General features: G+C 66.9%; 22 protein-coding genes and 4 pseudogenes. 17 read left to right on the top strand and 9 right to left on the bottom strand.

The genetic code is table 11. The annotated features are described in order from the left end of the window. The first annotated feature begins 143 nt into the window (after window positions 1–143). Entirely contained in the window at window positions 144–1,265 is a 1,122-nt protein-coding gene (locus G3I56_RS39680; RefSeq protein ID WP_164417918.1) for a peptidoglycan bridge formation glycyltransferase FemA/FemB family protein, read from the top strand. Between the two features lie 130 nt (window positions 1,266–1,395). Here the strand turns inward: G3I56_RS39680 and G3I56_RS39675 are convergent. The 3 genes and pseudogenes from G3I56_RS39675 to G3I56_RS39670 all read right to left on the bottom strand — a co-directional run. Further along, window positions 1,396–1,911, bottom strand: a pseudogene (locus tag G3I56_RS39675) (IS5 family transposase); the annotation flags it as partial. 199 nt (window positions 1,912–2,110) lie between these two features. Next, window positions 2,111–2,377 (bottom strand): DUF6192 family protein, encoded by a 267-nt coding sequence (locus tag G3I56_RS44440; RefSeq protein ID WP_239135384.1) that lies wholly within the window; start codon window positions 2,375–2,377, stop codon window positions 2,111–2,113. Window positions 2,378–2,498: 121 nt separating this feature from the next. Further along, window positions 2,499–2,942: a hypothetical protein gene (locus G3I56_RS39670; RefSeq protein ID WP_203691748.1), complete on the bottom strand. Its 444-nt coding sequence runs from the start codon at window positions 2,940–2,942 to the stop codon at window positions 2,499–2,501. 561 nt (window positions 2,943–3,503) lie between these two features. On the opposite strand from G3I56_RS39670, the gene G3I56_RS39665 reads away from it, so the two are divergent. From G3I56_RS39665 to G3I56_RS39650, 4 genes are all read left to right on the top strand, one after another. Continuing rightward, window positions 3,504–4,766 carry an ROK family protein gene (locus tag G3I56_RS39665; RefSeq protein WP_164417913.1) on the top strand — a complete coding sequence of 421 codons (1,263 nt, stop codon included), beginning with the start codon at window positions 3,504–3,506 and terminating at the stop codon, window positions 4,764–4,766. A gap of 578 nt (window positions 4,767–5,344) precedes the next feature. After that, window positions 5,345–6,601, top strand: a complete 1,257-nt coding sequence (locus G3I56_RS39660) for a sugar ABC transporter substrate-binding protein (protein WP_164417911.1) — start codon at window positions 5,345–5,347, stop codon at window positions 6,599–6,601. A 20-nt stretch (window positions 6,602–6,621) separates the two neighbouring features. Then, the gene (locus tag G3I56_RS39655) at window positions 6,622–7,587 is read left to right on the top strand and encodes a sugar ABC transporter permease (RefSeq protein ID WP_164417909.1); all 966 of its coding nucleotides are present in this window, start codon (window positions 6,622–6,624) and stop codon (window positions 7,585–7,587) included. An 8-nt stretch (window positions 7,588–7,595) separates the two neighbouring features. After that, window positions 7,596–8,489 carry a carbohydrate ABC transporter permease gene (locus G3I56_RS39650; RefSeq protein ID WP_164417959.1) on the top strand — a complete coding sequence of 298 codons (894 nt, stop codon included), beginning with the start codon at window positions 7,596–7,598 and terminating at the stop codon, window positions 8,487–8,489. Window positions 8,490–9,107: 618 nt separating this feature from the next. Here G3I56_RS39650 and G3I56_RS39645 read toward each other — a convergent pair. Then, window positions 9,108–9,344, bottom strand: a complete 237-nt coding sequence (locus G3I56_RS39645) for a hypothetical protein (protein ID WP_164417907.1) — start codon at window positions 9,342–9,344, stop codon at window positions 9,108–9,110. A gap of 88 nt (window positions 9,345–9,432) precedes the next feature. Beyond that, a complete protein-coding gene (locus G3I56_RS39640) occupies window positions 9,433–9,693 on the bottom strand; it encodes a hypothetical protein (protein ID WP_203691746.1) in 261 nt (86 codons plus the stop codon). A gap of 245 nt (window positions 9,694–9,938) precedes the next feature. On the opposite strand from G3I56_RS39640, the gene G3I56_RS39635 reads away from it, so the two are divergent. From G3I56_RS39635 to G3I56_RS39595, 9 genes and pseudogenes are all read left to right on the top strand, one after another. After that, window positions 9,939–10,277, top strand: coding sequence for a YciI family protein (locus G3I56_RS39635; RefSeq protein ID WP_164417905.1), 339 nt, complete (start codon window positions 9,939–9,941; stop codon window positions 10,275–10,277). Window positions 10,278–10,380: 103 nt separating this feature from the next. Next, on the top strand, window positions 10,381–12,102 hold the full coding sequence (locus G3I56_RS39630; protein ID WP_164417903.1) for an acyltransferase: 1,722 nt from the start codon (window positions 10,381–10,383) through the stop codon (window positions 12,100–12,102). Between the two features lie 142 nt (window positions 12,103–12,244). Further along, on the top strand, window positions 12,245–13,540 hold the full coding sequence (locus tag G3I56_RS39625) for a GNAT family N-acetyltransferase (RefSeq protein ID WP_239135381.1): 1,296 nt from the start codon (window positions 12,245–12,247) through the stop codon (window positions 13,538–13,540). A gap of 62 nt (window positions 13,541–13,602) precedes the next feature. After that, window positions 13,603–14,193: a DinB family protein gene (locus tag G3I56_RS39620; protein WP_164417902.1), complete on the top strand. Its 591-nt coding sequence runs from the start codon at window positions 13,603–13,605 to the stop codon at window positions 14,191–14,193. Between the two features lie 30 nt (window positions 14,194–14,223). Next, a pseudogene (locus G3I56_RS44915) lies at window positions 14,224–14,301 on the top strand (hypothetical protein); the annotation flags it as partial. A gap of 312 nt (window positions 14,302–14,613) precedes the next feature. Beyond that, a pseudogene (locus G3I56_RS44430) lies at window positions 14,614–14,798 on the top strand (IS5/IS1182 family transposase); the annotation flags it as partial. Between the two features lie 367 nt (window positions 14,799–15,165). After that, window positions 15,166–15,567: a hypothetical protein gene (locus tag G3I56_RS39605; protein WP_164417900.1), complete on the top strand. Its 402-nt coding sequence runs from the start codon at window positions 15,166–15,168 to the stop codon at window positions 15,565–15,567. Window positions 15,568–15,608: 41 nt separating this feature from the next. Further along, window positions 15,609–16,046 (top strand): DUF6234 family protein, encoded by a 438-nt coding sequence (locus tag G3I56_RS39600; protein ID WP_164417898.1) that lies wholly within the window; start codon window positions 15,609–15,611, stop codon window positions 16,044–16,046. Between the two features lie 80 nt (window positions 16,047–16,126). Continuing rightward, on the top strand, window positions 16,127–16,351 hold the full coding sequence (locus tag G3I56_RS39595; RefSeq protein WP_164417896.1) for a hypothetical protein: 225 nt from the start codon (window positions 16,127–16,129) through the stop codon (window positions 16,349–16,351). 48 nt (window positions 16,352–16,399) lie between these two features. Here G3I56_RS39595 and G3I56_RS39590 read toward each other — a convergent pair whose 3' ends face one another. From G3I56_RS39590 to G3I56_RS39580, 3 genes are all read right to left on the bottom strand, one after another. Continuing rightward, window positions 16,400–16,768: a hypothetical protein gene (locus G3I56_RS39590; protein WP_164417883.1), complete on the bottom strand. Its 369-nt coding sequence runs from the start codon at window positions 16,766–16,768 to the stop codon at window positions 16,400–16,402. Window positions 16,769–17,074: 306 nt separating this feature from the next. Continuing rightward, window positions 17,075–17,353, bottom strand: a complete 279-nt coding sequence (locus G3I56_RS39585; RefSeq protein WP_164417894.1) for a GlsB/YeaQ/YmgE family stress response membrane protein — start codon at window positions 17,351–17,353, stop codon at window positions 17,075–17,077. A 252-nt stretch (window positions 17,354–17,605) separates the two neighbouring features. Next, complete coding sequence (locus tag G3I56_RS39580) at window positions 17,606–18,847, bottom strand: MFS transporter (protein WP_343240198.1); 1,242 nt, start codon at window positions 18,845–18,847, stop codon at window positions 17,606–17,608. 903 nt (window positions 18,848–19,750) lie between these two features. Between G3I56_RS39580 and G3I56_RS39575 the strand changes: the two genes are divergently transcribed. Then, on the top strand, window positions 19,751–20,176 hold the full coding sequence (locus G3I56_RS39575; protein WP_164417891.1) for a DUF6003 family protein: 426 nt from the start codon (window positions 19,751–19,753) through the stop codon (window positions 20,174–20,176). Window positions 20,177–20,518: 342 nt separating this feature from the next. Here G3I56_RS39575 and G3I56_RS39570 read toward each other — a convergent pair whose 3' ends face one another. Continuing rightward, window positions 20,519–21,634, bottom strand: a complete 1,116-nt coding sequence (locus tag G3I56_RS39570) for an endonuclease/exonuclease/phosphatase family protein (protein WP_164417889.1) — start codon at window positions 21,632–21,634, stop codon at window positions 20,519–20,521. A 491-nt stretch (window positions 21,635–22,125) separates the two neighbouring features. Here G3I56_RS39570 and G3I56_RS39565 point away from each other — a divergent pair, with 491 nt between their 5' ends. Further along, window positions 22,126–22,821, top strand: a complete 696-nt coding sequence (locus G3I56_RS39565) for a response regulator transcription factor (RefSeq protein ID WP_164417887.1) — start codon at window positions 22,126–22,128, stop codon at window positions 22,819–22,821. A gap of 10 nt (window positions 22,822–22,831) precedes the next feature. Further along, window positions 22,832–23,602, top strand: a pseudogene (locus tag G3I56_RS39560) (HAMP domain-containing sensor histidine kinase); the annotation flags it as partial. Between the last annotated feature and the right edge of the window lie 127 nt (window positions 23,603–23,729).

Genomic DNA, 23,729 nt, shown 5'->3' with positions numbered 1-23,729 from the left:
ACGAAGCCACGCTTCCAGGCCACCGAGACCGAACGACACAACACGGCGCGGTGCAGCGTCTGCTCCGACGAACCGGAGTGGACGGGGCTGATGCACGGCAGTGACCTCAGTAGGCTGATGCGCCGAGCAAAGGAGCACTGCCCATGAGTTTCCGCCTCAAGGCGATCACCCGCGAGGAGCACCTGGCCTTCGTCGCGACCCGGCCCTCGGCGAGTCACATGCAGGTCCCCTCCTGGGGTGATGTGAAGCCGGACTGGCGGGCAGAGAGTCTGGGGTGGTACGACGGCAACGACCGCCTCGTCGGCGTGGGGCTGGTGCTGTTCCGGCCATTGCCGAAGCTCAAGCGGTACCTTGCCTATCTGCCTGAAGGGCCCGTCATCGAATGGGACGCGCCGGATCTTCAGCGATGGCTGGAGCCGATGCTCGCCTACCTCAAGGCTCAGGGCGCGTTCTCGGTGAAGATGGGCCCGCCCATCGTCGCCCGCCGCTGGAGTGCGGAGGCGGTCAAGGCCGCGATCGCCGACCCGCAGGCCAGACAATTGCGTGATGCAGAGGCCACCGTGCACGAGCCGCGGGCCTTCGACATCGCTGACCGGCTGCGCCGGATGGGCTGGCAGCAGACCGAGCCCGGCAACGAGGACGGCTTCGCCGCCGGCCAGCCGCGCTATGTGTTCCAAGTCCCGTTCGCAGACCGGTCGCTGGAGGACGTCCAGCGAGGCCTCAACCAGCAGTGGCGCCGCAACATCAAGAAGGCCGAGAAGTCCGACGTCAAGGTCGTCCGCGGCGGCTACGACGACCTGCCCTCCTTCTACGACATCTACGTCGAGACCGCCGAACGTGACCGGTTCATCCCGCGACCACTGGCGTACTTCCAGCGTATGTGGACCGCACTGACGGCCGAGGACCCCAACCGCATGCGCCTCTACCTCGCCCACCACGAGGGCGAAGTACTCGCGGCAGCAACGATGCTGACCGTCGGTGAGCACGTCTGGTACTCCTACGGAGCCTCCACCAGCCGCAAGCGCGAGGTCCAGCCGAACAACGCCATCCAGTGGCGGATGATGACCGACGCCCACGAACTCGGCGCGAGCATCTACGACTTCCGCGGCATCACCGACACTCTGGAGGAGAGCAACCACCTTCTCGGCCTGCTCCGGTTCAAGGTCGGCACCGGCGGCCAGGCCGTGGAATACCTCGGCGAGTGGGACTTCCCGCTCAACAAGCTCCTCCACAAGGCCCTCGACCTCTACATGTCCCGCCGCTGAGCTCGACGGCAGCGCGTCTTCACAGCACCGGAACGGAGCCGGGTCCTCCAGCGCCATCTGGTCAGCAAGCCGGACTGCTCTGTCTTAAATCACGCGGCTTGAACCGTTCCTGACCGTCGGGGAGCTGCATGAGACGCAGGCGGAGGAGGACTTCCCTGGCCGCGACGGCGTCGTGGGTGTCGGCCGGCGTGACCATGACGAACAGCAGCAGCCCTTTCATGTCGACGACGATGTGTCTCTTCCGGCCTGGGATTTTCCTGCCCGGGTCGAATCCGGAGGTGGATCTGGGGACGGTGGCGGCGACCTTGACGGACTGCGAATCGATCACTACGGCCACGGGGTGCGGGGAGGTTCCCAAGACGCGGCGGACCAGGCGCCTGAGCTGGTCGCGGATGAGGTTGAAGATGCCGGCCGCGCGCCACCGACTGAAGAACCCGAAGACCGTCTGGAAGGGCGGGAAGTCCGCTGGCAGGACCCACCACTTGCAGCCCGTATCCACCACGTACCGGATGGCGTCGACGATTTCACGGCGAGGCCACTTCTCCGGGTGGCCGCCCGAGGCCAACTGGCAGGCGGGTGTGGGCAGCAGCCGCTCCAGCAGGGCCCATTCCTCGATGCTGGTGTCCGAGGGATAGCGGCGTCGGCGCGTCCCGTGCTCCCTTGGTGTCCCGTCCCCGCGGTGGCGGTGAACTGGTAGCCGTCGGCGCGTGTGTAGATGAGGGGCTGCCAGCCCTTCTTGGCGATGACGTCGCGCAGCATCGCGAGCCCGGAGCGTACCTGACTTCGAGTCAGTTCGATGGCCCGCATCAGCTGCGGCATGTGCAGACCGGCGGGGCGGGCCGACATCAGCACCCGTCAGAGGGCCTCGGCGTACTCGCGGGCGCTATCGCCCTCGCGCCGTGATCGGCGCGGCACGGCTTTTCGCCTCGTAGCAGTTTGGTCAGCTCCTCGTCCATGTCCAGATGACCGCTGTCGACGGCAGTCACAATCCACTCGCAAGTCGCCCGGACACGGTCGACGTTCCTGTGGATCACCTCCCGCTCGTCCTCGGACAACCGGCGTCCCGGCCTCTGCCCGCAGCATCCTGCCGCACGAGACCCATGGCAACCCATGGCCAACGCTGCAGGGTGCACCAGGTCGAACGACGGGTTCTCGCCCTGACCGGCGACTCCTACGGCACCCGCCAACGACGCGAACTGCTGAGCAAGGACAACGCCGCCGGACGCCGGTGACTCACAGGGCCAACCAGCAATACAGCCGCAGCCCGGAGGCCAGAGCACGCTGAGTCAAGCCGGCCAACTCCTCCAGGACCTCGACCGTGACTTCGACGCTGATACCCAGCTGCCGGAGTTCGTCGGTCATCGACCACAGTTCGGCAGCACGAACGAGATCGTCCCGCGATGCTGCGGCAAGAGCATCGACCAAGCTGTCAGACACGCTGACGACCAAGGACTCACCCTCCGGCGAGGACAGCAGTTCCCCCGACCGCGGGAGTTCACGGGCCTCCTCATAGCTGCACCCGGTCATGACGGATTCGAGCAGGGCAATCGCGACGACCGGGTCAATGTTCTCCAGCAAGACCACGTCGAGCCCTGCCTTCTCCGGCCCTCCCAGCGTCTGGAGGACCGAGATGGCGGCCTGGTCATCAGCGGCAGAAAAGTAGTCAGACAGCGGCATGCCACCGATTCTGACACCCAAGGCTGACAACCATGCTGATCCCGCGGAGATCGTCCACGGCGTAGAGAGACAGGTTCTGATTGAGCGGACGACGAGGTGCGCGATGCCGGTGTAGCCCAGCTCCCGGATCTCCTCTGCGAAGTGGGTGACAGCAACTACCGGTTCGGCCGCGCGGCGAGCGCGCGGATGGTCGCGGTAGGGGTCGACGCCCGCCTCCGCTGCCGGGAGGCAAGCCGGCCCTGGCGACGCTCATACCTCAACGGGCCGACTTCAGCGACGAATTCAGCAACCACATCGGCCGTCAGGCCCGCGATCCGCCGGTTACCGATGGCCACCGCACGAGTCACGTTCCCACCACACACCCGTGACCAACCATCAAGGACTCGACGCCTCGCCGTCAACCATGTACGAGCTCGTAAGGCGGGCAGCCGTTCCCAACCGTCAGATCGCTTTTTCCCTGACCCTTTTTCTAACCCATTGTCGAAAGCCATTGCTAGCTATACCCTTACGCCCCACCGGTGCAGTGAGGCCCGGCCCGGTCAGGGAGGATCGAGGAGATTCGTGTCGTCGGTGAAGCGCACGTCACGTGACATCCGAACCGCGAACCGATACGAAGTACTGCGCCAGATCATCGCCACGTCACCCGTTTCCCGCCAGAAACTGGCCGCCACTTCCGGGCTCAGCACGGCCACGGTCGCCACACTTGTCGGTGAACTGCTGGAGATCGGCATTCTGACCGAAGTCGGGTTCGAGGACTCGGCGGGTGGCCGGCCCCGGGGCCTGGTGGCCATCAACGCTTCGGGAGGCGCGTTGATCGGCGTGGACATCGCAGAAACGTACGTGCGGGTCGAGTTGTTCGACCTCGCTCTGAACGTCCTGGCGCGTGCCGAAGAGGATGTCGGGCCCGGGGAAAGCCTCCCAGAGCAGGTGGTCAGCCATGTCACTGCGGCCATCGGGTCGGTTGTCACACAAGCTGGAGTCTCGGGTGCACGCGTGCTCGGTGTCGGCGTGAGCATGCCGGGCCAGGTGGACCGTGTCACCGGCTTCGTGGAGTACGCGCCCAACTGGGACTGGCACGACGTACCACTCCTCGACCTACTGGCCGAGTACATCGCTTATCCCCTTCACCTGGACAATCCACTGCGCGCCTGCGCGGTGGCCGAACTGTGGTTCGGGGCCGCGCGCGGGCGCGTGGACGCCGTGGTGGTCAATCTCGGGACCGGGGTGGGCGTCGGACTCGTGCTGGGCGGCGGGCTGCACCGAGGTGGGAGCAACAGCGCAGGCGAATGGGGCCACACCACGATCGTCCTGGACGGCAGGCTGTGCCGCTGCGGCAAGCACGGCTGCGTGGAGGCGTACGTCGGTGCGTCCGGGATCATGTTGAACCTGCAGGAGCTGAGTCCTCAGAGCACTCTGCTGTACCCGGAGGACCAGACGGCCACCATCGCCGCACTGGCCCGGGGGCTGCAAGAACACGACCCGGTGGCCCTCAAGGTGGTCCGCGACACCGTCCGCTACCTCGGTGCCGGCATCGCCGATCTGGTCAACCTGTTCAACCCCGAAGTGGTCGTGCTCAGCAGCTGGGTCGCGGCTGCCCTGGGTGAGCCCCTGGTCACAGAGGTACGCAAGGCCGTCGCCCGGCACGCGCTGCCACGGCCCATGACCGCCACCGATATCGTCCTCTCCCCCATCCCCACCGACCCGGTGTGTCTGGGCGCGGCCACGTTCGCACTCGAAGGTGCCCTGCAGTCCGTAGGCGGACGGAGGGCATTGAAGCGCGCCGCCCCCGCAAGGAGCCAGAGCCGTATCGCACCGCTTTCATGACGACGGAAGGGACACACATGGTCTGTCCCCACGCCAACGGACCGGTCTTGCGGACTGCAGCAATCCAGTAATCCAGTAGTCGCATTCGTACCCACCGGACCCCGCTGACGCTCTGTCCGACCGGCTCGGCCACCACCCTCACGGTGGCCGAGGTCTCCCCCACACCGCACAGACCATCGACGTTGGTGTGTCGGACACCTGGTGGGTGAACGAACCGACCAGCAGTACTTCGAGCGCCAGGTCCAAGCCCCGTTGATCAAAGGCCCGTTGAGGAGGGCAAGCAGCCGTCCGGCGGGAGTTCAGGCCTTGTTACGGCCGTGGACCACACAGGTGACGCGGTCCAACGCTGGTTGCTGAAGACCAACGGACGGATCCTCAGCGAAGCGCCCAGCGGACTTAACCCCTTTGCCACACCCTCGCGTTCGTCATTCCGAACGGACGCAACGTTTCGCACAGCCTTCGTCCAACCCCTTGCCGAAGGCTTTTTCGAAAGTTACCGTCCCGCCCTGCAACCCATTTGGTCATCCGGCCGCAGAGGCACAGCCGCACTTCGAGACAAGGACGTCAACATGTCGGCAATGAGCAGCAGTAACTGGGACCGCCGATCCATCCTCCGGGCCGCGGCGGGCCTGTCCGCCGCGGGCGCGCTGACCGCCTGCGGCGGCAACAACGGGCGCTCCGGTGGGGCCGGTTCGGGCACGAACCTCACGCAGTACTTCCACGCGTACGGCGAGGCGGGCACCGAGCAGGCCATCAAGAAGTACGCCAAGGCCTACGACAAGGCCAACGTGACCACGCAGTGGATCACCAGCGCCGACTTCGAGAGCAAGCTCTTCGCGACACTGCTCACCAAGAACGCGCCCGACCTCTTCGAGTTCCACCCGCAGATCCAGATGATCAAGAGCGGTCAGGTGGCGGATCTGACCGACATCATCGATCCGGTCAAGGACGACTTCAACCCGGCCGACATCAAGTCGCACACGGTCGACGGCAAGATATACGGCGTCCGCATGATCGACGACCCGCAGTTCTTCTTCTACCGGAAGTCGATGCTGGAGAAGGCCAAGGTCGAGGTGCCGACCACGCTCGACGAGCTGATGGAGGCCGCGGCCAAGCTGACCACCGGCAAGGTCAAGGGCCTGTACATGGGCGACGACCTGCACAGTGTCGTCAGCCCGATGATCTGGTCGGCCGGCGCCGACACCCTCAACGAGAAGAACGAGATCGCCTACCACACGGACGGCGTGATCGAGGGCATCAAGAAGATGCGCAAGCTGTTCACCAGCGGCGACCTTCTCCTCGGCGCACCGACCGCGTCCTGGGACCCCTCCTCCCTCAACCAGGGCCTGTGCGCCATCCAGTTCTGCGGTATGTGGGCGATGCCGGGGATCCAGGCCGCGCTCGGCGACGACTGGGGGATCTTCCCCTTCCCCAAGACGATCGACTCCGGCAAGCAGTCGGTCTACAACGGCGGCTGGTCGATGTTCGTCAACGCCAAGAGCGAGAACGTCGAGGCCGCCAAGGAGTACGTCAAGTGGCTGTGGATCGACCAGAAGCAGTACCAGGAGGACTGGGCCACCTCCTACGGCTTCCACATCCCGCCGCGCACCTCGCTCGCACAGTCGGCCACCAAGCTCAAGTCGGGCAACGCGGCTGAGGGCGTCAAGCTCTTCAACGAGTTCGGGCACTTCGACAACATCGGCTGGACCCAGGCCATGATCACCTCCCTCGAGGACGTCTTCGCCAACGCCGTCCGTAAGGACATGGACCCGGAAAAGGCCCTCGACAAGGCCGACGAGGCCGTCAACCGCGAGCTCAAGAAGCTCTTCGGATAGACCGCGGAACGGACCACGACATGTCGACGACCAAGACGCGCGACCTCGCGCGCCCCGCCACGGCGAAGGCCTCACCGGCCAAGCCGCGGCGGGGTCTGTGGGGCAGCCCCACCTTCACATTCTGGCTCTTCACCGGGCCGTTCCTCATCGGCCTGGCGGTCTTCGTCTACGCGCCGATCCTCTGGAGCCTCTGGCTCAGCTTCTTCGAAGCCCGCTTCACCGTCACACCCGACAAGTTCGTCGGCTTCGAGAACTACACGTACATGCTGACGAACGACGACTTCGTCGGCTCGCTCGGCACCTTCACCGCCTTCGCCGCGTTCATCGTGCCCACCACCTGGGCGCTCTCACTCGGGCTGGCCCTGCTGGTGAACCGGCTGCGCTTCATGCGGGCGTTCTTCCGGTCGGTCTTCTTCCTGCCGACCGCGTGCAGCTATGTGGCCGCCTCGCTGATCTGGAAGATGTCCATCTTCAGCGGGGTCCGGTTCGGCCTGATGAACACGATCCTCGGCTGGTTCGGGATCGAGAACATCGCCTGGCTGGTCGACCCCAATCCGCCCTGGTACTGGGTGGTCATCGTCAGTGCGCGTCTGTGGCTGCAGTCCGGCTTCTACATGATCCTGTTCATCGCCGCGCTGCAGAACATCCCGGGCGAGCTGTACGAGGCCGCCGCCATCGACGGCGCCAAGCCCGGCTGGCAGACCTTCCGGTACATCACACTGCCCCAGCTGCGCGCCACGTCCACCGCCGTGGTCCTACTGCTGCTGGTCGCCGCCTACCAGGCGTTCGACGAGTTCTACAACCTTCTGTCGAAGACGACCTGGGGTCGTCCACCCCTGGTCGAGCTGTACTACAAGGCCCTGGGCGAGAGCCAGGACTACGGTGCCGGCAGCGCGGGCGCGGTCATCCTGACCGTGCTGATCTGTGCCGTGACCCTGCTCCAGGGCAAGTTCATGGGCTTCGGAAGGGGAGAGGAGTCCAAGTGACCACCACGATGCCCGAGGTACCCGAGGTACGGGATTCCGCGCCTCCGCCGGACAAGCCCAGCCGCGTCCAGCGCGGTGGCGGCGTGATGAGCTCCACCGGGCTCTACATCGCCACCGGGATCGCCGGCTTCCTCTTCCTGGTCCCGTTCTACCTGCTGGTCCGCAACGCCCTCTCCACGGACACCGACATCACGGGCGAGAACTGGAAGTTCTTCCCCACGGACATCCAGTGGGGCAACATCAGCGAGCTGTTCAACGACGGGACGGTGCCCTTCGCCCAGTCCCTGTGGAACTCGGCGGTCGTGGCCACCCTCCACACCATCGGTGTCCTGCTGGTGTGCTCCCTCGCCGGCTACGGTCTGGCCCGCATACCGTACAAACACGCCAACAAGGTCTTCTACGCCGTCCTGGGGACCCTGATGGTCCCCACGGCGGTCACCTTCGTCCCGAGCTTCGTGCTGGTCTCGTCGCTCGGCTGGGTGGACACCTACCAGGGGCTCATCGTCCCGGGCCTGTTCAGTGGTTTCACCTGCTTCCTGTTCCGGCAGTACTTCCTGGGATTCCCCAAGGAGTTGGAGGAGGCGGCGCGCGTGGACGGACTGGGCTACTGGGGTGCGTACTGGCGCATCGTGGTGCCCAACTCGCTGAACTTCTTCGCGGCGATGGCGACCATCACTTTCATCCAGGGCTGGAACTCCTTCCTGTGGCCGCTGGTCATCGGTCAGAGTCCGGACGCGTGGACCGTTCAGGTTGCGCTCTCCAACTACATGTCCAACCAGACCGTCATATTCCATATGATCTTCATGGCCACCGCCTTTTCCATCCTGCCCCTGGTATTCGTGTTCCTCTTCCTCCAGCGCTGGCTGGTACAGGGGATCGCCCAGACCGGCATCAAGGGCTGACACCCTCTTTTCGAACACCCGGAGGCCGATGCCTTTCGTACTACCGCCTTCGACTGCGTCGAGGACATCTCACCGGGCAGCGGGGCCCTGACGCCCCGCGCCTGGTACCTGTTGTCGCCGCGCGCTCGGCGGCAACACGGTCTCTGGTGTCCGCGCCCCGAGAGCGGGTCTGCCGTGACGCCGAATCGGCCCGCGTACCGAACCTGCCAGGGCTCGACCGGGGACGGTATGAGGGACGGTCCGGGCAGGCTCGTCCAGGCCGACACAGCCAACAGTGCGATCAAGTCGGCGAGCAGCGCCTCGCCGGCCTCTGTCAGTGGCACGGCCAGGCCGTCTGCCACCCGTCAGGTTCCCGTATCTCGGGGCCACCGCTGCGCCTGTCGTGTTCGGCGTGGTGTGTCGAAGCAGAAGTCGGCCCGGCCCCGTCGGGCGGGCGACGAGACGATCTGCAGGAGCCGGCCCGCTCGCTCCCTGTCTCAGGAGCAATGGCGCAGAGTGCGATGCGCCGCTGTCGAGCCTCGTTTCCGACGACGGCCAGGACATGAAGAACCTCGTCGACCTGGCCGTCGACAGCAACTCGTCCTTCGCGGAGCGCAGAGGGCGACCGGGAGCTGCCCGCTACGCCGGCGGCCCTACCCGTCGGCCGTCCGTCCTCACCAGTCGGCGGATCGTCTCCAGGTTCAGCGCCGGGTTCGCAGCCGCAGCGTGGGCCGGCTCCTCGTCGTCGAGGAGTTCTTCCAGCCGGGACTGCGGAAGGTTCGGGTGGTGCGTCGCCGCAGCCTTCACGGCGTGTTCCGGGTCCTGGGTGGGCCGCTCCACGGCTGCCGACTCGGTTTCGGGGTCTCGTGCGGCCAAGGCCCGGACCTCAGGGTCCTCGTGGTCGGCGAAGGCGACCAGGCCGTTGGTCGGGAAGTTCGGCCGGGTCGTGAGGTGGCTGCGCTCGTCAGGCGAACTCGCTGGGCCGGATCGGCGTGGGGGTACGCGCGAAGAAGCTGCGGGTGTAGGTGTCGGGGTGCTCGATCACCGCGTCGACGACGGCGTCGGGCAGGATACGGTCCCGGCACAGCACCATCCGTACGGCAAGCGGAGCGTCAGAGAGCAGTCGCAGGAGGATGCTCTCCGGCACGGACGGGTTGAGGGCCAGCCCGACAAGCCTACGGGTGGGGAGATCGGCGTCTGCCCAGATCTGCTCAGGCGTAGGCATACTTCGTCTCCCAAGGTGTCAACCGGCCCTATGAAGACCTGGTCCACGACCCTGTCCGCGTTGCACAGCGACGGGCCGAACCCTGGGTGGCGCGTGAGCCTGGTCGGTGGTGGACCACGGCTATCGAGGTTGAAGATCAACCCATGGCCTGTTTCGGAAGCCGCGGGGAGCGTCGGGTTCTGAAGGGAGGCGTTCGTCGTAGGGTGAGGGCGACCCAAGGTGGCCAACGGCCGAGGGAGCCATGTATGACGCGGTATCTGATCTCGTTCGATGACGGCGCGATGACCTTCCCGGAGGAGGAGCTGCCCGAGGTGGCCAAGGCTTCGCACGAGGTGGTGCGTCAGGCTAAGGACGCCGCTGTGTGGGTCTTCGGCGGTGGACTGGAAAGCCAGCGGGCGAGCGTCGTGGCCACCGACGGGACCGTCACCAACGGCCCGTACCCGGAGACCAAGGCGGTGCTCGGCGGGTTCTCGATCATCGATGTGCCCTCACGTGAGGACGCGCTGGAGTGGGCTGGCAAGATCGCTGCCGCGTGCCGATGCGCGCAAGAGGTCCGGGAGATCATGCCCGACCCGACCGTCTGATCGCAGACGACTCGCCACGCCTGCTGAAGGCTGCGACAGGGGTAGCCGGTCCGGCGGCCAAGCCCTCTTCCTCGCGCGCCACGCATCTGCCTAGCGTGCTCTCATGGATCACCGACAGCAGCCGTCCGTGCCCGCGTCCGACCGCTTCGACCACTGCCCCTGGCTGTTCGAGAAGGAGGCCACGGAGGAGCGACGAGCCGCGCAGCGGGAGCGGCAACGGTCCCTCGGCGGGGACAGCGAGGTGGGCGAGCGTTGCTACGTGGCCGAGTCGGCGGCGGTCTTCCCCGACCTCCTGCGACTGGGCGACGACTCGTACATCGCCGCCCACTCCTACGTCACCGGCACCCTGACCACGGGCACGGACTGCACGCTGAACCCGTTCACCGTGGCCCGCGGCACCATCTCCCTGGGTACCGGCGTACGAATCGGCGCCCACACCTCGCTCCTGGGCTTCAACCACTCGATGGCCCCCGACCAGCCGGTCTTCCGGCAACCGCAGACCAGCCGGGGCATCACCGTCGGCGACGACGTCTGGATCGGCTCCCAGGTGGTTGTCGTTGACGGCGTCACCATCGGCGACCACTGCGTGATCGGCGCCGGGGCGGTGGTGACGAAGGACCTACCGGCGTGGACGGTGGCGGCGGGGAATCCGGCGCGGCGGATCCGGGACCGGCGCGAGACGGGGGGCCGCCGACGGCCGAGCGCTCCAGGAGGCGGTGACGGCGACGGCGACGCTCTGGCCCGGTTCGCCGACACCGCCCGTGCCCAGGCCGCCGGCATCCTGGCCCGCTGCTGGAACGGCGACCACTACACCGACCGCCCCGACGCCGCACCCACCGTGCGGGCACACTGCGACGCCGTGGAGATCGCCGACGTGCTGCTGTCATCCGCCCCCGAGCAACTGGACAGGACGGAACACATCGATCGCCTGGCGTCCCTCCAGGACCAGGTAACCGGCCTGATACCCGAACTCGGTGAGCGGCCACCCGTCATGGACGCCGACGGCTTCATCGGCGAGGGCCCGGCCCTGTACCACGTCCTGTCGGTGGGCTACGCGCTGGATCTCCTGGGCGCTTCTCTCCCTCAACCGATCCGTGGAGTAGGCGACATGACGGCCAGTCAACTTATGGTGCGTCTACAGGGGTTGCCCTGGCATGACAGTGCATGGGGCGCGGGCGCCTGGATCGACTCCTGGGCCACAGCCGCCCATTGGAACCTACGGCACCCCGCCGGCGCCCGCCTTGCACCGGGCACGCTCGAAGCCCTCTTCGGCTGGCTCCTCACCCGGGCCGACCCCTGGACCGGCATGTGGGGCAGCCCCTCGACCACCGCCGGCCGCCTCCAGGTGGTGAACGGCTACTACCGGCTCACACGGGGTTCCTTCGCGCAGTTCGGGATGCCCGTGCCGCATCCGGAGCGGGTCGTGGACGCGGTACTGGACCACAGTCGCGACGCCCGCTACTTCGGCGCGGGCCGCGAGAACGCCTGCAACGTACTGGACGTCGCGCACCCGTTGTGGCTGTGCACAAGGCAGTTGGGCGGCGGAGGCGGAGGCGACAACACCTATCGGGCGGCCGAGATCCGGGCCTGGGCCGAACGTCGCCTCACCGCTGCTCTGTCGAGCTGGCAGGACGGGACAGGCTTCGGATTCGGACCGGGTACGGCGGGGCCGGGCCCGGAACCGGGCCTGCAGGGAACGGAGATGTGGCTGGCCATCATCTGGCTGCTGGCAGATCTGGTGGGACGGTCGGACCGCCTCGGGTATCGGCCACGCGGGGTGCATCGCCCCGAACCGGGCGACGGGACAGGCCAGCCTCACCCGTAGCCGGGGGTGCTGGTTGAGCCGGCCTGATCGCGCCTGCAGCCAGGAGTGGTAGCGGTACAGCCGTGGTGAGTGGTCGGTTTGGCAACTCGGCGAGCAAGTATTCGGTTGTGTGCAGGCGATGGCGGTGGATCCAATGTCCGGCATGGCTATTCAGGTCCGTCCGCCACGGCGCGATGAGATGAACGCGTACTACCTGGCTCTGCCGTACGCGAACGGATTGCCGAGCTGGGAGCCGGCCGACGCCGCGTGGCACGGTGGTCCGGAGCCGTGGCCTCCGCAGCGCACTCCGGCAACCGCCGAGCAGCTTGAGAAGTGGGCAGAAGCTGACGCCAAGGACGAGTCCTTCCACCCGATCGGGACATTCGCCGACGGTGCATGCGTCGGCGCATCGGCAACGATCTCCTTCGATGTGACAGTCCCCGGCGGAGGTACGGTCAGGATGGCCGGCGTCACCGCTACCGCGGTGATCGCTACACACCGCCGACGCGGTCACCTGCGGCGGATGATGCAGGCCATGTTCGAGGCGGCCCTGGATCGGGGCGAGACGTTGGCGATGCTCAGCGCGAGTGAGGGCAGCATCTACGGCCGATTCGGTTTCTCGCCGGCGACCTACCGGGTGCGGTGGGAGCTGGACCGTCACGAGGCGGCCCTCCTTCCGGCAGCGCCCGATCCAGGTTCGCTGGAGCTGGTCGACGCCACGCGGGCGAAGAAGTTGTGGCCCATGGTGCACGCGGAGGTGCGTGCATCCCGTGTCGGTGAGCTCACCCCCCTGCCCGGGCGCTGGGACGGACTGTCCGACGGCGCGGACGGCACGAACGGACCTCTGCGGTACCTCGTCCACCGTGACCAGCACGGCGATGTGGACGGCATAGCCAACTTTCGACTGCCATGGTCCTCGACAGTGGGCAACGCGGGAACACTCGTCGTTGAGGCGTTGGAAGCGACGAACCCGGTGGCCTATCGCGCCCTGTGGAGTGTGCTGGTCGACTTCGACCTCACCAGGACCATCGTGTCGCCCGGCCGTCCGCGCGACGAACCACTGCGGTGGATGCTCGCGAGCCCACGGGCGATGCGCATCACCCGCCAGTCGGACAACCTGTGGGCACGCCTGCTCGACGTCCCCCGCGCCCTGACACAACGTACGTACGACACGGCCGACGAGTTGGCGTTCAGTATCGATGACGACCAAATGTGCCCGGCGAACAACCGGACATGGCTTCTCCGCGCAGGCGGGCCCGCAGCGACCTGCGTAGCCACCGACCAGGAGCCGGACCTGACCATCACGGTGCCGGCGCTCAGTTCGCTCTACTTCGGAGGCATGTCGGCGCACGACCTTACCTACGCGGGCCACATCACTCCGCACTCCGACGGCGCGATCGGGCAGCTGGCCCGGATGTTCCGCACCGACCCCGAACCGCACAACTCCTTCGGCTTTTAGGACAGGCGGCGAGTGGTAGGCAGAGGCGGCGGAAAGGATCCCGTGAGAGGCAGACTGGCCCCATGACATCGGACCCCAAGGCTGACCTCCGCTTCTACCTGCAGTCCGCCCGCGATGCTCTGCTGTGGAAGCTCGAAGGGCTCTCGGAATACGACATCCGCCGCCCGCTGACACCGACCGGCACCAACCTCCTCGGCCTGGTGAAACATGTGGCCAGCATGGAGTTCGGCTACCTTGGTGACACCTTCGGACGGCCGTCCGGCGAGCCGTTGCCCTGGCTCGAAGACGGTGCCGAGCTCAACGCGGACATGTGGGCCACCGCCGATGAGTCACGTGAGTACATCGTGGAGCTTTACCGTCGAGCGTGGGCACACTCGGACTCGACGATCGATGCGCTGGCGCTGCACTCAACAGGCAAGGTGCCGTGGTGGCCGAGCGACGCGAACGAGCTGACGTTGCATCACGCCGTGGTGCGCATAATTGCCGAGACGCACCAGCACACCGGACACGCCGATATTGTCCGGGAGCTCATAGACGGGTCCGTGGGGTTGAACAAGGCCAACGCGAGCATGGCGCCCGGCGACTCGGCGTGGTGGGAAAACTATCGAAGCCGGGTGGAACGTGCAGCTCAGGAAGCCGACCGAGACGCGTAACCTCGCACCGGATCGGCCCGGCCGCATGGCGGAGTGGAGACCCCGCACGTCGTAAAGTACGTGCGCATTACCGATCCGAAAACCGGTGAGGCCTTCGTGCGCCCGTCGACGGAAGTGCGCACCTCCTTCCTCCTGGGAGATCCCGTGAGCAGAAGCAGACCGGCATGGTCCGAGCGTGAGCTGCCGGCGTTCTTCAAGCGATGGCGCACCGAGTGGAAGGGCGAGGAGCTCGGCCCGGACAACTTCCTCGACTTCGAGGGCGGCCTGCGTTTCGTCCTGGCCGCGGCCTGGCTGTTCTGCCCCGAGACCGTCGAATACCAAGGGTGCGTGTTCCTCGAGGACCGCTTCCATCAGGACACTGTCGACGACTGGTTCACCAACCTGGGCGAGGATCGGCGGGGGCCCGGAAGGAGGGCGCTGGGGCCCGCCCTTGGGCGCTACCGGGGCAGCCCGATCAGTAAATCCCACCTCGCCTGCGACGCCTTGGGCCGCTCACTCCCCTTCTGCGTCACAGCTGGCAACTCCAACGAATGCACCCAGTTCACCGCCGTGATGGAGACGATACGGGTGCCCCGCAGCGGCCCGGGCCGCCCCGGGTGCGGCCGGTCCACGTTCTCGGCGACACGTGCTACGGCTCCATTGCCATCCGGCCGCGCGCCGCACATCTCGCCAGCTGGGAGGGCTGAGTCGTCCCACAAGGGGTAGTCGAACCGAGGAAGGTACTGGCCGGAACCGAGGGATGGAGCCGCATGTCACGCATGTTGGAACGCATCAAGCAGTTCGCGAGGAGCCCCCAAGGGCGTCGTACGGCCGAGCAAGCGCGGCGGGCCGCAGCCGACCCGCGTCGCCGGAGCCAGGCCAAGAGCCTGCTGAGCAAATTCCGCGGCCGCCGCTGACCGCATCCGCCCCACACAATGCGTCTGGCAGAAGGACACGAACGGGCAGCCTGAGCTGCCTTGGTGGAATGTATGGATGAGCGGCCACCGGCTGGCCTTCGAGATGTCGAGTAGCGAAGGGGATCAGTACGGTTGGCCGCACCTGGCAGTGCGGCCCCCGCATGCCCTAGCCGATGGCGTTCTCGCTGCGGTGAGTCCGGCATCTGCCGCGCTCGATGGTCAAGACGTTCGGCGACATGCTCCTGTCCACGAAGGCCGGCGCCTGTGCAACGCCGAGCACGGGCAGGAAAGCGATGAAGGCATCACCCACCGCATCGGCTACCGCTCAAGCAAGTGGGATGCCCACGTCCGCACCGTCGAACTGGCCATCCTCGAGCCTTCCGGCTCCTCATTGTGGTGCAGCCCGGTGTTCGCAGGGCAGACCACAGGAGGCCTGCGGGGTGCTCCGCTCGGCCACGACTCAGTCTCGGGCTGGTGAACCGTGATGCAGCGCACGGCGTAACGTACGAGCGTGTGTCCATGCGCTTCGAGCCGAGTTCGCGTAAACCGCGCTTGCCGGGCAACGATTACCGGCCTGCAAAGCATTCAGACTCGCGAGGCGACGGGTTCGCGGGTGGCTGCATAAGCCTGATCGTGCTGCTCATCGAAATCCCGGTCGCCCTTCTGCTGGGGCTGACGTCGATCATCCGTGGTTGGGGCCGTGCGGACGAGCAGCCCGTGGCACCGGCGATGGACTGGGTTCCGATTCTCTGGCTCGGCGGGTTCACGCTGGGCGCGCTGGTGATCGCCGTGATCTTCCTGTACTCGGCGCATCCGTTCGCAGGAGCGGTCCAACTGCTCGTGGCAGCCATTGCACTCCTTTTCACGATCACGGCTTGGCACGAACAGTACGAACGCGCCCACCCATCTCCCCCGCCGACGGTGGCCGAGATGCCGCGTGTTCTCCGAACCACGTGACCGATCAGGATGTGCGCCCGGCTCGGGCCCCGAGCGTCCGATTCACCCCTGCCTCTATTGACTTGCACATGCCGCCGTAGGTGTCTTCAGCGACCGTTCAGCGGCTCGCTCAGGGCAGCCTGCGGGCTCCGACCAAAGTAGACGCCTACTACCCCCGGTACACCGACGGATGCCCCGGCGGCGGACGCCACCGCGTCACGAACAACTCGACCAACAGTTGCATGTCCGACCCGGAATTCCCCCTGCACCCGCCGTCACGCGACTTCGCGGTGCTGAACCAGCTCTACCCGAAACCCGGCAACTGACCTCAGCGCTGGTGACCGGGGCAGACGGTCTCTCACCGAGACAGGTCATCAGGAACCGCTCCAGCTACCGTCCGAACAAGCGCCCCGCCCCGCCCACACCGGCGCCTGCGACTTCGGCTCCGCCGCAACCGGCACCGGCACCGGGGAGGTCCTTCCGGTCCGCTCCTCGGCAACCTGCGCAGTCCGGTCGGTCCGGGCGTGGTCCTGCTCGCTCTCGTCCGCCGGGGTCGGCGCCTCGTCGACCCGCAAGCGGGCGATGGCCCGCTCGTTCCATTCCCGCTCGGCCACAGCCAGCTCGGCCTGGACGCGGTAGGGCTCATCCCGCAGCTCGTCCAGACGACGGCGAGCACCCAGCTCATTCTGTTTCAACAGCCAGACCAGAGACGGCATCCACGATCTCTCGAACAGCGACAGCACGACGGGCCGCTATTCCCACCGGACCGCCGACCCTCTCCCCGACCAGCGGAATCGCAGTCTTCAACTCCGGAACGACACCAGCTTCTTCGTTGAGCAACGTCTCAAATGCGCCGACTCCAGCAGTCCGTAACCAAACCGCACAGTCATCTGCTTGACGAGCAACTGGATTTGCAGACTCCTCGCGAGACAACACACGACATAGCCGAGCCCGTATGGCTTGTTACTCCCTCCGGCAGGCTGACGGCTCCCGTCCTGTGAACAGGAGGGAGCCGTCCAGCGCGTCGCACGCGTATTGCCGTCAGCAGGTCAGGCGTGACGGCTCGAATGCCGGTTGCCGGTGACGACGCGGTAGAGGGCGAGCAGGATGAAGGAGCCGACGATCGCGGCGATCCAGGTCGAGATGTCGAAGAACCCGTCGATGGAGTCGACGCCGAATATCACCTTGCCGAGCCAGCCACCAAGCAGACCACCGGCGATACCGATGAGCATGGTGATGATGATGCCGCCCGGGTCCTTGCCCGGCATCAGAGCCTTGGCGATGACGCCTGCGAGCAGGCCGATGACGATCCACGCGATGATGCCCATGGTTTTCTCCGCTTCCAGATAAAGGCTGTGTCAGTTCATCGTCTGTACCGATTCCGCGCGAACAAACGTCGTTTCCGTATCGCAGCCCCGCCAGACCTTGATCCAAATGAGCGGCCCGGCAACACACTGGTGCAACGACCCACCACGCCGCGCAAGCTCAACCAGCTGGCCGACTGACACCGCTGTCCCGCCCACCCCGCCGATCAGACACGTCGCCAGGAAGGAGGCGCATGTCATGAGCACCCATTGGGGTCAGACTTCAGACTGCGGCCTCCTCGGTACCGCGTTCCCGACCGGCGACGACTGCTGATCCGGTAGTCGTCGAGCGATGCCGGTCGCGATGAGCGCTAAACCGGCAAGGGTGATGGCCACCGGACGGGGGCCCGTGAGAGCGAGCAATTGACCGCCGAGTGCGGAGCCTGCTGCGGATCCCAGGTTGTAGCCCGAGCCGAGCCAGGCGTTGGCTTCCGCGTGCCGTGAGGGGTCGATCCGTTCGTCGACGAGGAGGTAGGCGATCACGAAGATCGGGGTCATGGGAAGACCGATACAGAAGACGGCCAGAATGGTCAGTGGTGTTTGTGAGAGTGCGGCCAGCAGCAGCGCACCCGCCACGAGTCCGCCCGTGGCTGCCGTGCAGTGCGTTCGCAGGGATGCCTTCCACTTCCCGCGCCCGTAGGCCAGTCCGCCGACGAGGCCGCCGAGTGAGAACGCGGCAAATGAGTAGCCGGATGAGATGACGTTTCCGTGGCCGGCGGCGGCAGCCGGGATGATGACGGTCAGGCCGCCTCCGCAGAGCCCGAGGACGATGACGGGCATCGTGATGCCCTGGCCGTCACGGGTCCGAATGATCGACCGGTGCCGCGCTCCCGCCTCGGAGCTGGACGCCGCAGCCACCTCGACGTCAGGCAGTGCACGCAGCACGCCGGTGAGGCCCAGGGCTGCGGGCACAAGGAGGAACGCACTGGAAACGAGCACCCAGCGGGCGTCGGTCAGCGCCATGGCAGCGGTTCCCAGCAGTGGGGCGACGACGAACGTCAGCTCCTCGACGGTCGAGTCCAGCGCATGGATGCTCTGAAGGTGCTGTTTATCGGGCATCAACCGGGACCAGGCTGCCCGCAGACTGGGAGTCAGGGGCGGGAACAACGCGCCTGCCGCGGCAGTGAGCGCGAGCGGAACCTGCCAACGACTCAGGCTGATCGCCGCCACCGCGGCGGCGAACATCACCAAACTGGACAGCGCCATGAGCAGGACCATGGCGGGGCCACGGCTGGAGCACCATCGTGCACGGGCGGGGCCGGGGAGGGCGATGGCGAGCATCAGGGCGGCGGAAGCCAGGCCGGCGATCCCGATGCCGTAGTGCTGAGTGAAGGAGACCAGCACGGAGAACGGGATCAGGCCGGAGGGCAGTCGGCTCAGGACGCCGAGAGCGAGAACCTGTTTCGCCTGGGGAACCGCGAGACTCCCTCGGTAGGTGGCGGCGGTCGGATTCCTCATGCTGCTACTCCAACAGACTTCGGGAGATGGAGAGTTGAGATGCTGCGTGCGTCCGCCCACTGCCAGGCGACGGCAAGAGCCTGGTTCGGGTGGGCAGGGCCCTGGCCTACCTTGGCCGTCGATGAGCTGGTGTCCTTCCACCGCGACCGTGACATTGCTGACGCGGACCGAGATGCGCCCGGCCGCGCGGCCGAAACCGCGGAGGCGCCTCGTCTCACGAGGGCGCGTGCCCCAGGTCACATGATGCCCGGACTCAACTGCGGAACAAGCAGGGGTAGTTACCTGTTCATCTGTATGTGGCTGCGGAGGGGACAGTGTCCCCGGGCCTCACCCATAGCCCATGGGGAAGATCGTTCGGCTGAAGCCCCATGGAGCCCTCCGCCGCGAGGCGACCGCCCTCCGCACGCCACCACCACACCGCCCCGGCTGGTCTCCCCCGTCCAGTCGGGGCTTTCACGTTCCCTGAGGGGGCGCCACAGTCGTGAACCATGAGCGGCGATCCGTACGGGGCCGGGAGGCCGGTGGCGGCCCGAACACACCTCGCAGCACTGCCCGTTCAGAACCGAGCACGTCCGCTTGGAGGAAATCCGTCCGGTAGCCGGCCCTCGTGCACGTCCGCGTCCAGATAGGCCCGCCACCTCTCAGACGACGGCGGCCGCCGTCGTCGACCTTCAGGATCCGCAGCGGACAGTGACTTGCTCGCAGGCGCGGCCGGTGGCGCGGGTCGCGCGGTGTCGCCCGTGACGACGTCAACGTCGTCAACGTCGTCAGCCTGCTCAACGAGTTGATGGGCTTGGCCATCAACACCGGCGAGTTGGCGATTCACTTGGGGTCGGACTCCCTTCCGAGGGTATTGGCATCACGTTCGTGTTCACGTTTCTGCGAGAGAGTGGTGCCACAACCATGGCCGACGATGCCTTGTTGTTCGTTCTTCCCGAGCGTCATCCGCGTCTGGGCGCGGCCCTGGCCACTGTCGGCGAGTTGGAGTGTGCCGAGACTCCTGCAGTGCTGGGATGGCTGCACGCGCACGGCGTCCCCGCCTCCTCCGAATGCGTCAGGATCGTGCCGTCCGGGGCCGAGGTGCTCATTCCTGACGATGCGGAGCGCCTGCCAGTCCCCCTGAGCGAGGAGGAGACGGTGCGGGTGGAACAGGCCTGCGCGCCCAGCTCCGTGACGGACATGGAGTCCGAGCTGCTCAGCTTCCGGGACACCACCCAGGACTGGCGGTCCCTGGTCCACCGGGCGCTCACCTCCGGAATTCCCGCGCAGCGCATCGCGCAACTCACCGGCCTGGACCCGGAGGACATCACCCAGGTTGTCGACGGCTGACCCCTGCCGGCTTACGCCGCGTCGGCTCTGTTGCGGCCTACTCGCCGCCCGCAATCGCCGTACGCCGACCGCCCGGCGCTCGCCACGGACCTGTTGGCCGACCCCCGGCGCCGCGTACACCGCCCAGCCCTCGTCGCCGCACTGCCGGAGCACGCGAATGTCGGTGGCCGGGCACCGGCCGGTCCTGGGCGTGACGTCGGCCCGTCCGGACAGCACCGTGCAGTGCGCGCCCAGCGCCAGGGCGCCGGAGGTGTCGAGCCGTCGGCGATCGGGTGCCGGTCTGCGTATTCGATCACGTCGGTCGCGCTGGGCCAGTCCGCTGCGAATCTCCTGACCGTAGGTTCACCAGCTGATTCCGGCCGCCACCGGCAGGTGGTCACTGCCCGTGGCCGGCAGCGACCACGAACTCTCCGGCTTCACGCCGCGGACCAGGATCTGATCGATCCGCACCACCGGGAACTTCGCCGGCCAGCTGAAGCCGAAGCCGTTCCCGGACGCATCCTGAGTCGAGCGCAGCCGTGAGGTGATGCCGTCGAACGCGCGGTCGTCCATGCTGCCGTTCAGGTCGCCGAGCAGCACCAACCGCTCATTCGGCTCGGCGGCGATGGCCTTGCCGAGCGCCTGCGCGCCTCCGTCCCGCGAGGCTGTCCAGAAGCCCGCCCTGGGATTCACCCGTGCGGATCCCAGGTGGGCCACGTACACCGCCAGCGGACCCTGGTCCGTGGCCACCGTGGTGCGCAGCGCCCGCGTGTAGGCCATCCTGACGGCGAGCGGCTTGGTGTCCGCCAGCGGCCCGACGTCCATCCTGGTGTCGACCGGCCGGGTGTCCGACAGCGGCAGCTTGCTCCACAGCCCGACCGTGCCCTGCACCGTGTGGTACGGGTACGCCTTCGCCAGTTCCCTCTCGTACAGCGGCTTCGCCTGCGGGGTGATCTCCTCCAGTGCCAGCACGTCCGCGCCGGCGGCGGCCAGGTCGCGGGCGGTGCCGACCGGGTCGGGGTTGTTGGCGTTGACGTTGTGGCTGGCCACGACGAGATCACTGCCCGCGTGGGACTTGTCGCTGAGCAGCCCGCCGAAGAGGTGCAGCCACACCAGGACCGGCAGCAGCAGCGCGGCCACCGCGGAGGCGGAGCGGCGCCAGAGCGCCCCGGCCAGCAGCACCGGGATGAGGAGGCCGAACCACGGCAGGATGGTCTCCACCAGGCTGCCGAGATTCCCGATCCGGTTCGGGATCCTCGCGTGCAGCAGCATGAACAGGCCCAGCAGCAGCGCCGTTGCCGCGAGTACCGGGCCGCGTTTCCAGGGCCCGCGGTGGGAGCCGATGAGGATCGCCCGTCGGATGCCCGCGCGCCAGGTACCTGGGCCGCTGTCCCGGTGGTCGGCGTCGCCCTGCCCGGTCTCCGCCGTGTCCGCCGTGTCCGCCGTGTCCGCCGTGTCCGCCGTGTCCGCCTGCGTCATCGTCTGTCCTCGTTCACTGCCGGCCGCGTCCTCGGGGCCTGGGTGGGGGCGGCGTACATGCGCGGGCAACCGTGATCGATCGCATCGCTGACGTGAGGCGACGTCGCTGCGGTGGCCACTCCTTTGGCGGCCTGGTGTGCGGACCCGTACTGGGAATGGAGGACAGTCACGTCGTCGGGACGGGCAATGACCGCCTCGTCAGGCACACCGGAGTGCTCACTGCGATGAACATTCTGTGGTGTGGCCGAGGACTTCGGCGCTGGTGCAGCAGAGGACTCCGAGGAATTCTGCGACCGGCAGCCGGGGGCCGCCGTGCTCGCTGCGATGACGGCTTTCACGCCCACGGCGAGAAGCCAGTGAATCCGGCGGGTCGGTGTCGGTGGTGAGGATGGGGTTCGAGCCATGCTGCCAGTCAAGGCAGTGCGGTGTTGCCGGCGCGTATGCGGTTTTCGATACGCCGACGATATGCGTCGGCTCGTAGCATCAACTGCATGCGTGTGTTGATCGTCGAGGACGAGCCCTATCTGGCAGAAGCCATCCGCGATGGCCTACGCCTGGAAGCGATCGCCGCCGACATCGCGGGTGACGGCGACACCGCTCTGGAACTGCTGAGCATCAGCACCTACGACATCGCCGTCCTTGACCGAGACATTCCTGGACCGTCCGGTGACGAGATCACCGAACGCATCGTCGCCTCGGGCAGCGGCATGCCGATCCTCATGCTCACCGCAGCCGACCGCCTCGACGACAAGGCCTCCGGGTTCGAAATCGGCGCCGACGACTACCTCACGAAACCCTTCGAACTCCGAGAGCTCGCGCTCAGGCTCAGAGCTCTCGACCGCAGACGTGCCCACAACAGACCGCCCGTACGGGAGATCGCAGGTCTTCGGTTGGACCCGTTCCGCAGAGAGGTCTACCGGGACGGTCGCTACGTGGCACTGACCAGGAAGCAGTTCGCCGTGCTCGAAGTCCTGGTCGCTGCCGAAGGCGGTGTCGTGAGTGCGGAGGAAATGCTGGAACGCGCGTGGGACGAGAACGCCGACCCCTTCACCAACGCCGTCCGCATCACCGTCTCAGCACTGCGCAAGCGGCTCGGCGAACCCTGGATCATCGCCACCGTGCCGGGCGTCGGCTACCGCATCGACACGCAACCGGGGGCCGGACACGAAGGGGACGAGCGTGGATAGGGCATCCGGGTTGAGCGTTCGCCTCAAACTCGCCCTCAGCTACGCCGGATTCCTGATGCTTGCCGGCGTCCTGCTGCTCTCGGCGGTGTGGGTGTTCCTCCTGCGTTACGTCCCCGACCGTGCGAAACTCATCGTCCCCGATGGCCTGTCCAACAATGGTGTTTTTCCCGTCCGGTCCAACCTCCTGCACCTTTTCGCTCCGAGGGCAGCCGCAGTGTTGGCATTCCTGCTGGTGTTCGGCCTCGTCGGAGGATGGATCCTCGCCGGTCGTATGCTCGCCCCCCTGACCCGGATCGCCGACGCCACACGTATGGCCACGAACCGATCGCTCTCCCACCGGATCCGGCTGCCGGGCCGCAGGGACGAGTTCCGCGAACTGGCCGACGCCTTCGACGCGATGCTCGCACGGCTGGAAGCACACGTCGCCGAACAGCAGAGATTCGCAGCCAATGCCTCTCACGAGTTGCGTACCCCGCTGGCGATCTCGAAGGCGCTTCTCGACGTGGCCCGGACCGATCCGAATTTCGACGCCGGGGAAGTCATCGATCGCCTCCACGCCGTCAACACCCGCGCGATCAACCTCACCGAAGCACTGCTCCTGCTCAGCCACGCCAACCAGAAGTCCTTCTCCCGAGAACGTGTCGACCTTTCCCTGTTCGTGGAGGAGGCCACCGAGACACTCCTTCCTCTCGCGGAAAAGCAAGGTGTCACCATCGAAGCCTCCGGTGACATCACCCCCACGATCGGATCAAAAGCACTCCTGCTGCAGCTGACCACGAATCCAGGGGGCGTTGCGTGATTGGGGTTCGTCCGGATCGCCGGGCTGGTTGGGAGTCGCGTCGGACGTCCCGGTTCGGGCAGGGGCGGACGCAGTACAGGCACGGTCCCGGTGATCATGTGAGTGTCGA

It is taken from the genome of Streptomyces sp. SID12488 (assembly GCF_010548275.1).
Lineage (GTDB): Bacteria > Actinomycetota > Actinomycetes > Streptomycetales > Streptomycetaceae > Streptomyces.
The sequence above is the reverse complement of the archived record's forward strand: the minus strand, read 5'-3'. Positions and strand labels throughout refer to the sequence as shown.

Coding starts and splice junctions, on each gene's coding strand:
- G3I56_RS39680 (WP_164417918.1), top strand. CDS start 144: ATGAGTTTCCGCCTCAAGGCGATCACCCGCGAGGAGCACCTGGCCTTC.
- G3I56_RS44440 (WP_239135384.1), bottom strand. CDS start 2,377: ATGGGTTGCCATGGGTCTCGTGCGGCAGGATGCTGCGGGCAGAGGCCG.
- G3I56_RS39670 (WP_203691748.1), bottom strand. CDS start 2,942: ATGCCGCTGTCTGACTACTTTTCTGCCGCTGATGACCAGGCCGCCATC.
- G3I56_RS39660 (WP_164417911.1), top strand. CDS start 5,345: ATGAGCAGCAGTAACTGGGACCGCCGATCCATCCTCCGGGCCGCGGCG.
- G3I56_RS39655 (WP_164417909.1), top strand. CDS start 6,622: ATGTCGACGACCAAGACGCGCGACCTCGCGCGCCCCGCCACGGCGAAG.
- G3I56_RS39650 (WP_164417959.1), top strand. CDS start 7,596: ATGCCCGAGGTACCCGAGGTACGGGATTCCGCGCCTCCGCCGGACAAG.
- G3I56_RS39640 (WP_203691746.1), bottom strand. CDS start 9,693: ATGCCTACGCCTGAGCAGATCTGGGCAGACGCCGATCTCCCCACCCGT.
- G3I56_RS39635 (WP_164417905.1), top strand. CDS start 9,939: ATGACGCGGTATCTGATCTCGTTCGATGACGGCGCGATGACCTTCCCG.
- G3I56_RS39630 (WP_164417903.1), top strand. CDS start 10,381: ATGGATCACCGACAGCAGCCGTCCGTGCCCGCGTCCGACCGCTTCGAC.
- G3I56_RS39625 (WP_239135381.1), top strand. CDS start 12,245: ATGGCTATTCAGGTCCGTCCGCCACGGCGCGATGAGATGAACGCGTAC.
- G3I56_RS39620 (WP_164417902.1), top strand. CDS start 13,603: ATGACATCGGACCCCAAGGCTGACCTCCGCTTCTACCTGCAGTCCGCC.
- G3I56_RS39605 (WP_164417900.1), top strand. CDS start 15,166: ATGAGCGGCCACCGGCTGGCCTTCGAGATGTCGAGTAGCGAAGGGGAT.
- G3I56_RS39600 (WP_164417898.1), top strand. CDS start 15,609: ATGCGCTTCGAGCCGAGTTCGCGTAAACCGCGCTTGCCGGGCAACGAT.
- G3I56_RS39585 (WP_164417894.1), bottom strand. CDS start 17,353: ATGGGCATCATCGCGTGGATCGTCATCGGCCTGCTCGCAGGCGTCATC.
- G3I56_RS39580 (WP_343240198.1), bottom strand. CDS start 18,847: ATGAGGAATCCGACCGCCGCCACCTACCGAGGGAGTCTCGCGGTTCCC.
- G3I56_RS39575 (WP_164417891.1), top strand. CDS start 19,751: ATGGCCGACGATGCCTTGTTGTTCGTTCTTCCCGAGCGTCATCCGCGT.
- G3I56_RS39570 (WP_164417889.1), bottom strand. CDS start 21,634: ATGACGCAGGCGGACACGGCGGACACGGCGGACACGGCGGACACGGCG.
- G3I56_RS39565 (WP_164417887.1), top strand. CDS start 22,126: ATGCGTGTGTTGATCGTCGAGGACGAGCCCTATCTGGCAGAAGCCATC.